This window comes from Lactobacillus acidophilus, assembly GCF_034298135.1.
Taxonomy (GTDB): domain Bacteria; phylum Bacillota; class Bacilli; order Lactobacillales; family Lactobacillaceae; genus Lactobacillus; species Lactobacillus acidophilus.
The window spans coordinates 65,524-77,327 of record NZ_CP139575.1 but is presented as its reverse complement, the minus strand read 5'-3'; the positions used below and the strand labels follow the sequence as shown (position 1 = coordinate 77,327).

The window sequence follows — 11,804 nt, the reverse complement described above, 5'->3', positions numbered from 1 at the left end:
ATGTCGTAAAAAAAGACAAAAGGAGATAAAATATGGTATTTTCACATATTTTGTATTTTTATAAGCAATATGTTAAGAGAGAACTAGCAGACAAGATGGGTGCAAAAAAAATAGACAGATATAAATATATATCTATAAAAGAAAACAAAATGCATCCCTCAATAGGATGCATTTTTAGCCCGTAATAATTAATTCGGCTTATCTAACTAAGCTTTTACTTCAATAACAACATTCACTGCTTTTACATATTTATTATTTCCAATTCTGTAGAATTGCTTACCATGAATCTTAGTCAAACAAGCATTATCCAAAAGCAAAACTTTGTGACCTTTCTTGAGCAAAATCCGCTTGTGATTTTTCTTTAAGGCTTTACCACTCTTAGAGTATACAAATGAATTATGCTTCAATATATTCCAATTCAAAGTATTGTTTACTTTAACATATTGGTTATCGCCAATTTGATAGAATTCTTTATTATTAAGAATTACTATTTGTGCCTTATTAAGTGCATGAATTGTTTGTCCTACCTTTAATGTCACGTTCTTACCATCATTAGCTTTAACCGTTGTAATACCATCATTTTCATAAATATAAGCATTATGAGTAAGAACAATATCAACAGTAGACAATAAAGTATCTGTATTATTATCTCCAATATTGGTGTTTACTGGCGGATTGATTATGCTTGAACTATCATCTGGCTTCGCTTCTTTAGTTGAAACTTCAGCAACTAATGTACTCAATGGTTTCAAAACACTTTCTTTGCCAATCTGAGTATTACCATCACTATCCAGTAACTTAGTAGCTACCGATAAATCAACGTTTTCCAATTTAGCATCTTTATCATTAACATTAAATGCTACATATAGTTTCTTACCATTAGTATTATATTCAAATGCAAATACACCATTTTGCCCGTCATTAAGAACTTTTACATTCTTATTGATTTGACTGTAATCATTTTGTCTAAATACTGATTGACTCTTACGAAGGTTTACTAACTTCTTAAAGTAGTCAACCATATCTTTGTTTTCTTTTACCCGGCCCCAGTTAATCTCATTTACTTCTACGGAAGCATTGTAACTATTTTCATTACCATCTTTAGTACCAAGACTTTCTTGTCCCGCATGGATAAACGGAATACCTTGAGATAGCATCATCATTGATGTAGCTAATTTATCACGCTTGATAATATTAGCTTCAGATTCATCAGGCATTAAAGTCTTCAACATATCGTACAATGTACGGTTATCATGGCAAGCTACATAATTAATTGTTTGTTCTGGTGCTTGATATGGGTGCTTAGCATCCTTGCCATAATTCTGACCGCCTAAGAAACCATCTATAAACTTCTTAGCATCTTCCTTATAGTTCTCTTCTTTACCGTTTCCTTCAACCAAACCTGGAGTTACTCCACCAAATTCGGCACCTTTGATTGCGTTACGAATATCATCTGAGAAGAAGCCAATTGATTTATCAACCTTGTCGGCATTATACTGACCTGCACCAATATCATGATCGGTCTTTCTCATATCCCAGCCTTCACCATAAACTAAGATGCTCGGATCAATCTTATTAAGTTCAGATCTAACTTCATTCATCGTATCAACATCTAGAATACCCATTAAATCGAATCTAAAGCCATCGATATTGTAGTTTTTAGCCCAGTATTTAACAGAATCAACAATATACTTACGTGCCATCAAGCGTTCACTAGCCATATCATTACCACAACCAGTACCGTTAGTTGTATGACCTTCAGAATCATATTGGAAATAATATCCTGGAACAGTCTTATTCAATGATTGCTCGTCCGTATTGTAAACGTGGTTATAAACTACGTCCATCACTACTCTAATGCCGGCTTTATGAAGGCCATTGATCATTTCCTTCATTTCCATAATTCTGGTAGTAGGATCAGCTGCATTGCTTGAATAGCTACCCTCAGGAACATTATAATTCTTAGGATCATAACCCCAATTATAGCTATCATCTGCCTTACTTTCATTAATACTTGCAAAGTCAAACATTGGCATAATTTGTACATGGGTTACGCCTAATGACTTCAAGTAATCCAAGCCCGTAATTTGACCATCTGGAGTTACGCCAGATTCAATCATGCCCAAATACTTGCCTTTATCTTTGATTCCAGAATTCTTGTCACTAGTGAAGTCTCTAATGCTGGTTTCATAGATAATTGCATTAGTTGGTGCAGAAAATTGTGGCAATCTTGAGAAATCATTTGGTTTAATTGCATCAACGTCTTCAATAACAGAACGATCACCGTTAATAGTCACGGCTTTAGAATATGGATCGTTGGTTTGGGTAGTTGTGCCGTTACCGAAGGATAAACTATAATCGTATGCCCAGTTCTTGTAATCACCTGGAAGAATAACTGACCACACACCTTTGTCTCCTCTGTTCATTACAAAAGTCTTTGTAGCTGAAGCATCGTTGTTTAGTGAATCATAAAGATTTAAAACAACTTTCTTAGCGGTTGGTGCCCATAACTTAATTTGACTTTGCTTTTCAGTGTAAGTAGCACCTAAATCATCACCATTATAGTAATATTTCGTATCAAAGTCTTTGGATCTTACATAACTACCAATATCAATAGACTTGTAGTTACCATAAATACCAATTTGATTATTATCTAAAATACTCAAATCTTGTGCTGTGGTAATTGTGAATTGCTTACTCTTACCATCTTGATCTGGATTAACTGCAACTACATTCACAATAGAATTATCCTTTATTGAAAGGTTCTTTTTTGCTTCAGCAGCTGTCATTTCCTTACCAGTTTGAATATTAACAGTCTTGCCTGAATCCATTGAGGCTGAAGTTAAGCTTTGAGTAGCTAAAGCAAAACTCTTAGTATAATAAACAGTTGGATCTTTAGTCACTAGGTAAATATCTGTAGCACTTTTACCAGGTAGTGGAGTAAATTCTCTTACTTCTGTATCAGTACCAATAGGTGCTACAAAGATACTATTGAATTTAGTATTTGATAAATCGAACGATCCCTCTTTTTCTTGAACGTCAGATTTCGATAAATCGATAATTTTCTTATTTTGAGGATCTGTATTAGTCCAATAACTAATAGATGTTACGTCATCATTACCCTGATAATGAATATTAACTTTAGCCGAATCATATGTTGGCTTTACATCTTGTGCTTCATCGCTACCTTCTTTATACCAAACTTCAGCTTTACCATTATCACCAACTTTTACGATTCTGTCGTTTCCTTGACCATCTTTATCCCAAGAATCTTTGCCCTTAATTAAAACACCCATTTCTTGTTCATTACCATCAACTGTAATGTTGGAATAGTAGCCATAGTCATCTTTACCATCCCACTTGTATTGATTACCATTGCCATTTGGTTTTTTACCCCAAATATACGGAACCCACTTAGAACCATCACCCTGATAATGGACTACAACTTTAGTCGTATCTTTTAATGCTTGTTGCTTAGCTTCTTCAACTTGAGTAGTTTCTTCCGATGGAGTTGCACTAGCTAATTGAGTATTATCTGTATCCTTCTCATCAGTTTGAGTATCCTTAGCTGGCTGTACAACAGTCTTTTTCTCATTTTCAGTGATAACTCTCTGACTCACTTCAGTAGATGCTTGATTTCCAGCATCTGGTGTTTCTGCTGCTTGCACATTGCCATCAGTCCATGTTGCTCCTAGCCAAACACTTAAAAGTGCTGAAGCACAAATAAAAACACCTTTTGTTCCCCATTTATTATATTTTTTCATATCCTTTTCCTCCGTTATTCAAATCAAATTAAGTTTAATATAAAAGCGCTTACATTACTATAAACAATTAAATTGTTACCGATAACATTCGTATAAGACTATAAAAAGCTATACATACAAAAACACCCCTATAAAAAGGGATACTTCTGTAACGACCTCACATAGAGTGTCTACTGCTACTATTTTTAACATTTATTATAAAAAGCCCTACAGCTACTGTAGGACTTTTTTCATAATTAATTACCATTGCCAAACTAACTTATAAAGCTTGAAAGCTCTACTTCTTTTTTTATCAGCCTTATGGTTTCTTCTGGCTGCGGACTTACTCTTGTAATATGTATCTACCCACATATTAATACCGACATAGAGTTTCTTGCGATTACCAGTAACATATGCAGCTGCTGTTTCACCATTTGGATAGCTCATCAACATTCTGTTGCCTTTACTTTTAATTAATTGGTGTGAATTATAATCTGCATGTGACATATGTGCTGGTTCAGTGTACTTATAAGTTCTAGTCTTCACGCCTGCCTCGGCATAGCCAGCTAGCACAATCTTAGTACTTGTAATCTTGAATCCCTTGAGCTTGTTGTTATAGTCATAGCCATACCAAGTACCACGGAACTTCTTAGGTACCGAAGTCTTTTGAAAAACAGATGCGCTAACTTGCTCAGGTTGATTAGTTATCCAAATTGCTGAAATGGCAAACAATATTACTGCTAAAAAAGCCAAAACTCTTTTGATTTTCATATCTTTCCCATTATATCCCTAATCAACTTACTATGAATTACAACTCGCCATTCCACTTCTTGGCCTTAATGGAATTCTCGGGTGTAACAATATATTGATTCTTCTTAGTGAAGTATGAACCGTAGTTGGCAAAGCCAGTTTGACCATCTGCATAGCCCACTTTGCCGTCCATCTTTAATTTACACCATTGGTGAGTGTAAGCATTCTTATTGACGTGTTCAGCCTTAAATCCCATTAATTGTAAAACCATGCGCAAAGCATCTGTACTGCCCGCACATGAATATTCTTTAGCAACAAAAACACCATATGCTTTATTGAAATATCGGCCTCGCATCGTGTATCGATCACGATTGCTGAAAAGCGATACATAATATGCGGCCATATCTACTCGTTCGAGCTGAGTACGACCGGTACTCCATTTTGCAATTACTTTTGCGACACGTTTAGCATCAGCAACTTGGTTGCCTGTCTTCTTAACTGTAAAATGGTGTCTATTGCCGTTACGGTCAATTAGATAATTACCAACTAATGCAACTCTAACCATCTTTCCTTCAGTATCGTAGTAATGATACTTGCCATTTACTTTCTTCCAACCGGAACGGGCCTTGGCCTCTTTCGCCTTTTGTAATTCATCTTTTACTTCTTGCGGAATATTTGATCCCTTGGGTTTATTAGTATCGTAGGAACACAACCATTCGTTCTTTCCTATTCGGTACCAAATCGCACCAGTATTATCTGCCTTTTCTTCGTACACCTTAATACTTATGCCGCCTACCCATGTGTCAATTGGACCTTCATTAGGCTTTCTATAGACTTGTCCTTCTTTTGGCAGACTGTCGTTAGTTGCAACTGTGAACAAGTACTTTTTGGCAGCTTGTACGTAAGTTTGATTATGTAGCGCAATATTAGTAAAAGTTACTCCAACACTAGCTAAAGCAGCGATAATAGCTACTTTGCATACTCCTCTTGTTAACTTCATCATTTAACCTCCAAAAGTAAAAAATTCCCCTTCAATGAAATAATAATGGATCTATTTTTCTTTGGCTAGGTGAAAAATAGAAATTTAGTTTAATCAGTAATCTGTACTTTATAAAACAACATTTTAATAATACGTCCATTCTCAATCTCGCTAAATATATTAAAAAGCATCCCTTTGGGGATGCTTCTCTATTAATCACTACAAATAAGTATGTTTTAAATTAATATAAAATTATTTATTATCTCTTTCGATTAGTGCTATATTTCGCGAAGTTTATTTTAATGCAGAGTCAAACACTCTATTCCCTTTTGATAGCTTTAAAATAGTAAACTGATCTTGATCTTCTTGACTAATTTTTGAGGAATTAAGTTTTTCCTTTAAAATAGCTACAACCACTTGAATATTTAAAGAATTTATTTTGTCTATCAAATCTGCTAGAACATCACCAGAAACGGATTCAAGAATATCATGAACTATAAAATTAGGTACAGTCTTATGAATCTCTTTAGCAAATTCTTGATATGCTATGTCATAACATAATATCAGTGATTTTAATGTTCCAGAGCTGGTACCTTCATTTAAATCCTCAATAGAAACAGGAAATTCTTTAATATTTTTATGGTAGGCCAAAATTGGTGCTCCCTGATTTATACTTAATACTAATTTAGTAAAATATGCGTTAAATTTATCAAAATTGGTCTGAAAATCCTCACTATTATTTTTAACACTTTCATTCAATTCTGATATTTTTTCATTTAATTCTTTTTCCTTCTTTGAAAAATCTTCAAGAGTTCTTAAGATTTCTTTTTGCTTAGTGATATTTTGACTGATTTCCATAAGTTCTTGTGTTAATTCATCATATTTAGAAATATCATCATTTTTTACTAAACTTATTATGTCTTTATTTTCGTATAAAAAATGTTGAATTTCTTCCTGTTGTTTATTTATGTTTTCTTCTAAATCAGTTCTTAGCTTTTTCAAATACTTTAGTTTGTTGTTCTTTAAAGCAGCATTAAATGAAACTAGATCTTCGTATGTTTTATGAATCTCAGGTAACATACTTTGAACCTCATTAAAAAGTTCCTGCGTCAAATTTTGATTAAAATTTATTTTTTTTGATTCAGTATCTTGAATATCATCCGATATTACCTGCATTCTATAATTTAAATCATCTAACCTTGATTTCATATCAATATATTTTTTCTAGCATCAGTTATTTTTTTACGATTATTTAAGAAATCTGTACCTTTAACTAAATCTGATATCCTATTTTCTAATACTCTTTTACGCGATTTATTTGTATTAATTTTTTGAGTCAGAATATCAACCTGCTGATCATTATTTCCTAAACTTCTGTAATTCTTCTCCGCCTTTTCATACTGATCAAGTTGTGTTTTAGTTTTTTCTAAAGTAAGTAAGCTATCAGTATCTGATATATTAAAAAGATAATTATAAATTGCTCTGTATGTAGTAAATTTAGTAGCCGGATGTAAATTTTTTAAGAAATCATAATTATCCTTTTTAGCAGATACTCTAACAAAATATGGAATCAATTCTCTAAAAGTAGGTTTATTCTCTGAATTATCAAATAGTATTTCATTTAATTTTTTATTATATTCTGTTAAGCTTATTCTTTCACCGTTTATATACCTATATCCCCTTTTATACAGATCTACTCTTAATGTTATATCATTATTGCTATTTTCTTTTTTTAAATCTGGAGTTAAAACTAATTCTACATAAATTTTATTATTATTGATTAAGTTTTCTAACTCTCCATTTTTATTATTAGTCTGAGCATCTATATATAAATACGCCTTATCTTTTGCTCCTAAAGCAATATCGATCAATTTCAAAAAAGTTGTTTTACCAGCACGATTATGCAAATCTGATTTTTCTTCATCAACAACAAAATTAATGCCTAAATGAAAGTTTACTTCTTTAATTATTTCATTCTTATTCTGAACCAAACGTAGAATTTTTAGATACATATATTTTTCCTTCTTTATTAATACTTATTCTACCGAGTAAGAATAAAAAATCTACAGCTAAAGTAAAAGTATCCGTATTAAACTTAGTTTTGTGGATTTTCTTCAATAAAGCCATATACAATTCTGAATAATCTAATTTATTGCATTCATTCAAAATACTATTTAAAACCGCTGCTATAAAATAAACTGTATTTTCTGGAGACGTCATGTTATTAACTAATATCATTACTATCACCACTTACCTTGTTTGGGTTTAATAAAATTTGGCAATTTTCAACCCCGTACCCTAGAAAAGCATACACAAACTTACGTACAATCTCGATAGTTAAATCTTTTGAATCAAATCTTGGATCATTACATATTCTCATACAAATATTTTCGTGTAGTTTTTTAAGAATCTTATAACCATTATCAATACTTACAATTTCACCGGTTTTTGAATTATAGCTCTTTTCCGGTACTATATCGAAAAACTGATCTCGTAAATCCGAAATAATAAGATTACTATTTTCACTAAACTCATTTTCAATCACATTACCTAATGTCATGATATCTAAATAATGATTTTTAAAAATATTTATAAACTTAACAGCATGATTAAAAACTAATTTACAGTCCAATTTAGCTGGTAGTACAGAGGTATCCGTATTATCTTTGGATATATTATCATCTAAAAATAATTTCAAACAATCATATATCTGAGTTTGTTCCAGTAATTGAGTACCCATTTTACCAATATTAATATTCTGCGTTAAATCGCCGCCTACATTAATATGGTTTTGATTTATTTTAATATCATTCATCGTTTGTATGATCTTCTTTTTCAGTAACTCCACCGACATTAATGTTTTGGACTATATTACCTTTTACGTTTACTTTATTTTGATTTATTTTTACTGAATTCCCTTTGACTTTTTTACTTGTAAAACTCTTATTTTCAAAAATTGATTTAATAAAACTCAAAATTTTTTTCATCATATTTTCTCCACCATTAGTACGCAATTAACAATTACAATTCAATCATTCTTACCATATTTATCTATATAAAATTTCAAATTTGGTCATCTCTATGCTTTTATCATAATATCTTCTGTCATAGAGTAATATAGTCTATTAGTGAGCTTTTATTCCCTGTCTTACTTCTTCATATGATACAAAAATTTTTCCTGTTAGTATATAGAAATATGGTTATAAAAAATTGAAGTAAGCCGTAAAAGTTAGACGTTTCTTATTATGTCCACTTTAAATTTACCTTTGATATTGAAAACTTATATAAAATATCAAGAAACTTATAAATCATAATCACAATTAAAAGAGCATCGCTCTAAAACCGAGTACCTTTCAACAGAAAAACTAAATAACGTTAGAATAAACAAAACGCAATCCAACGTTTATAAAATATTAATGTTACTCTCGTCCACCAAAAATAACCTCCCCATAGCCAAAAGGCTACAAGAAGGTTGTCTTCAAGTACATCCCTAGCACATGTAGACACAAGACATATATTCACGCTGCTTCACATTCGCCACACAATCAACACCCACATCAAATCTATTTATCGTGAGTCAAATTACGCTAAATGTGAATAATTAAGTAGGTCATTCTTTATTTGTGATTTTAATATGATGCGTCTTATCCAGATATTCCATTATCTTAATGACGACCTGAGTGGCATTGGGGTAATTAGTAATCACATGATCATATATCGTTTCATTATCTGAAGTAAGCTGCTGACCGCGGAGTATAACATAGGCATTAAGATATAATGACTGATATTTTTATCGAATCCATAAAGGCTTTCAAGACACTTTAGAGTCTTACTTTAATAAAAGATAAACTAAAAAATATATTTACACATAAGATCTGATAGTTTATTTTTCTACACTGTAATAACATCAACCACTCAATATAATGATCTACTTTTTGTAAATCTAAGGCACATTGAATTGCGGAAACAAGAAATAAAAACTGAACATATTACTATTTTCATTAAGTAAAATATCAAAAAGAGTGAGACGTAGAACAATATGAAATTGTTTAATATGGATATCATGACATTTAGCACCATATTTCTTTTTATACTTGAACATAATCGTATTATGAATGGGACTGAAAGTACAGAAATTAAAATAGATAAAAAAACTTACCCCAATTAGCTAATATAACTTTCTGCATTGTCCACTTATATGCTTCTCTATTCTGCATCTTTAGATAATTGCATAATTCTATCAACTTTTTATTGGAAAATACCTGTAGCTGATCTACAAACTGTTCATAGAAGTTAAAGTAATTATTAGCTGAAACTTTTAACGCTGTATTTTCAAGACTCAATGCCTTTATTAAATTGAATAAAATTACCTCACCTTTATATTGATTAAAACAATTATTCTGTATTAAATAATTCAGCTCTATAACTTTTCCATTAATGTCTTGCCTCTCACCCTCAAAGCCCAGCATTCATAAACGTTATGGTTTAATAATTTAAACGATGGTAATTCAATTGAGCGATATACGATTGTATATTAACTTCTGTTGCAATACCAATCTTATCTAAGATGAAGTAATATATTATTCTTTTAAGATTATCATCGTAATATGCTAGTTTGTCATCTTTCAAAAGATATTTACTATTTGACTTATCACCATGAACCAAATAATCACGTGTATCCCGTATACTAGTACAGAAATCATGTTCTTCCGTCTCATCTCGGAAAAACATATTATCTTTATTTACGCTTTTAATAATTCGCAATAATTTTTGATTTAAACTCTTGATCTCTTTTCCATTACCATATTTTTGTCCCTTAAAATAAGTCTCAATTGCGTTGGTATAATTTAGTATTTCAATTTGCGGTTCTAATGTTCCATTGATACTTAAGCAAAAGCTTTCTATCAATTTATGCATGCGTGGTACCGAAACTTTCTTAAATATTCTTCCTAAATCATGAATAAACTTTTCCCAACTTAACTGCAAATGTGATTGTCTTTCAAAACTCTTGGCTAAATTTAAATCCAGATATTTTCTTTGGATATTTCCTTTAGAATCACCATAAACAATATAATCAACTGTTGCAGAATTTCCATAGAATAAGGAAACTAAATTCATAAAATCAATATAAACGCTATTAAATTTTTCTTTATCAAAAAACTTTCTAAATTTAGTTATAAATACTACTCTTTTTTTCTCTACTATTTCTAACTGATTTCTCGTATCAGACAAAGTTTCGGGACTAAGACATGACTGTATATTTTCATCTTCAACTATAGAATCACTTATTACAGGTGAAGCTTCCTTACTTATTATGTCTTCACTCAATCTACTTATTTCAGGACTACTTACCTTTATATAACTTATATCTATTTTTTCATTAAAATCAGAATCAGATGTTGTCATTCTAGTTGAAATTAAAGTATATTTTGATCCCCTTAGGGAATCATCAGAGTATGCCCCTTCAAATTTAGCAAAAATATATTTTTTGTCAGAATCATACAATTTGCCATATATTGGTGCATTTTGCATTTTATTTGGAATATAATCAAAAAGCTTTATATATGATTTACCATGCCGATAAACTAACACTCCTTTTACACTCTTATTCATAGCCGCATCTGCTGAAAAATCACCCAAACAAATTAAATCACTATTAATAGTAATGTCGTCTAACAACATATTATTTCATTTCCTTAAATTGCTTATACTATATGTTTCTTATATGACCTAATTGTCATTTTAGCACTTAGATTACTTAGAAATTTCAATATTCTGTCGTCAATCTTAATCTAAATTTCTATTTCTCTTTGATCCGTAAACAGTATTAAACATCTGATAAATAGCCATAAAACTAGCAAAAGGATTTTTATCGATGATGATACAATTTGAATATGTCGTAAGATTCAAAGTAAAACCCGAAATTATGTAAAAGGACGCATTTACTATGGAATGGCTGAAAAAGATTATCAAGATGCAAACGTTTTGGTTAATAATTTTTGAGATTGCTCTTTTCATTTGGGGAAAGATACTTAACGATTCCGTAGCAATGAAAATATCCATCTTTTGGCTTTGTGTTGCAATATATGCTTTAATAAAAGATTTAAAAAAACATCCTCATTAAAAGTCTCACTATGTAGGTACAACATGCACGAGTCTTAAATGATATCAAAGTAGAAATTTAACTTTTAACTATGAATAAAATTAAAAAATCATATGTCATAGTAGTCGCTATATTAACAATTATTGTTGTATATATAGCTTGTTTTAAAACAAAAACTAATAACTTACATACGTTAACTCAAATACAGACGACTAGTATTGACTCCAAA

General features: G+C 31.0%; 10 protein-coding genes. 1 reads left to right on the top strand and 9 read right to left on the bottom strand.

The features are described 5' to 3' along the window. Positions 1–206 precede the first annotated feature (206 nt). The 9 genes from pulA to SO785_RS00360 form a co-directional block, all read right to left on the bottom strand. Positions 207–3,764, bottom strand: coding sequence for a type I pullulanase (gene pulA / locus SO785_RS00400; RefSeq protein WP_003549917.1), 3,558 nt, complete (start codon positions 3,762–3,764; stop codon positions 207–209). Positions 3,765–4,004: 240 nt separating this feature from the next. Beyond that, on the bottom strand, positions 4,005–4,514 hold the full coding sequence (locus SO785_RS00395) for a hypothetical protein (RefSeq protein WP_011254548.1): 510 nt from the start codon (positions 4,512–4,514) through the stop codon (positions 4,005–4,007). Positions 4,515–4,551: 37 nt separating this feature from the next. Then, positions 4,552–5,493, bottom strand: coding sequence for a hypothetical protein (locus SO785_RS00390; protein ID WP_021721389.1), 942 nt, complete (start codon positions 5,491–5,493; stop codon positions 4,552–4,554). Between the two features lie 273 nt (positions 5,494–5,766). Then, positions 5,767–6,681 carry a DUF2326 domain-containing protein gene (locus SO785_RS00385; protein WP_021873973.1) on the bottom strand — a complete coding sequence of 305 codons (915 nt, stop codon included), beginning with the start codon at positions 6,679–6,681 and terminating at the stop codon, positions 5,767–5,769. Then, complete coding sequence (locus SO785_RS00380) at positions 6,678–7,484, bottom strand: hypothetical protein (RefSeq protein WP_021873974.1); 807 nt, start codon at positions 7,482–7,484, stop codon at positions 6,678–6,680. The genes SO785_RS00385 and SO785_RS00380 overlap by 4 nt, the downstream gene beginning before the upstream one ends. Next, positions 7,450–7,710 carry an ABC-three component system middle component 6 gene (locus tag SO785_RS00375; RefSeq protein ID WP_003549910.1) on the bottom strand — a complete coding sequence of 87 codons (261 nt, stop codon included), beginning with the start codon at positions 7,708–7,710 and terminating at the stop codon, positions 7,450–7,452. The genes SO785_RS00380 and SO785_RS00375 overlap by 35 nt, the downstream gene beginning before the upstream one ends. After that, a complete protein-coding gene (locus SO785_RS00370; protein WP_003549909.1) occupies positions 7,697–8,287 on the bottom strand; it encodes a hypothetical protein in 591 nt (196 codons plus the stop codon). Before SO785_RS00370 ends, SO785_RS00375 begins: the two co-directional genes overlap by 14 nt. Beyond that, the gene (locus SO785_RS00365; protein ID WP_003549908.1) at positions 8,280–8,462 is read right to left on the bottom strand and encodes a hypothetical protein; all 183 of its coding nucleotides are present in this window, start codon (positions 8,460–8,462) and stop codon (positions 8,280–8,282) included. The genes SO785_RS00370 and SO785_RS00365 overlap by 8 nt, the downstream gene beginning before the upstream one ends. Positions 8,463–9,957: 1,495 nt before the next feature. After that, on the bottom strand, positions 9,958–11,154 hold the full coding sequence (locus SO785_RS00360) for a HEPN domain-containing protein (protein WP_003549905.1): 1,197 nt from the start codon (positions 11,152–11,154) through the stop codon (positions 9,958–9,960). Positions 11,155–11,419: 265 nt separating this feature from the next. On the opposite strand from SO785_RS00360, the gene SO785_RS00355 reads away from it, so the two are divergent. Continuing rightward, a complete protein-coding gene (locus tag SO785_RS00355; RefSeq protein ID WP_003549903.1) occupies positions 11,420–11,596 on the top strand; it encodes a hypothetical protein in 177 nt (58 codons plus the stop codon). Positions 11,597–11,804 lie beyond the last annotated feature (208 nt).

Coding starts and splice junctions, on each gene's coding strand:
- SO785_RS00395 (WP_011254548.1), bottom strand. CDS start 4,514: ATGAAAATCAAAAGAGTTTTGGCTTTTTTAGCAGTAATATTGTTTGCC.
- SO785_RS00365 (WP_003549908.1), bottom strand. CDS start 8,462: ATGATGAAAAAAATTTTGAGTTTTATTAAATCAATTTTTGAAAATAAG.
- SO785_RS00370 (WP_003549909.1), bottom strand. CDS start 8,287: ATGAATGATATTAAAATAAATCAAAACCATATTAATGTAGGCGGCGAT.
- SO785_RS00380 (WP_021873974.1), bottom strand. CDS start 7,484: ATGTATCTAAAAATTCTACGTTTGGTTCAGAATAAGAATGAAATAATT.
- SO785_RS00360 (WP_003549905.1), bottom strand. CDS start 11,154: ATGTTGTTAGACGACATTACTATTAATAGTGATTTAATTTGTTTGGGT.
- SO785_RS00355 (WP_003549903.1), top strand. CDS start 11,420: ATGGAATGGCTGAAAAAGATTATCAAGATGCAAACGTTTTGGTTAATA.
- SO785_RS00375 (WP_003549910.1), bottom strand. CDS start 7,710: ATGATATTAGTTAATAACATGACGTCTCCAGAAAATACAGTTTATTTT.
- SO785_RS00385 (WP_021873973.1), bottom strand. CDS start 6,681: ATGAAATCAAGGTTAGATGATTTAAATTATAGAATGCAGGTAATATCG.
- SO785_RS00390 (WP_021721389.1), bottom strand. CDS start 5,493: ATGAAGTTAACAAGAGGAGTATGCAAAGTAGCTATTATCGCTGCTTTA.
- pulA (WP_003549917.1), bottom strand. CDS start 3,764: ATGAAAAAATATAATAAATGGGGAACAAAAGGTGTTTTTATTTGTGCT.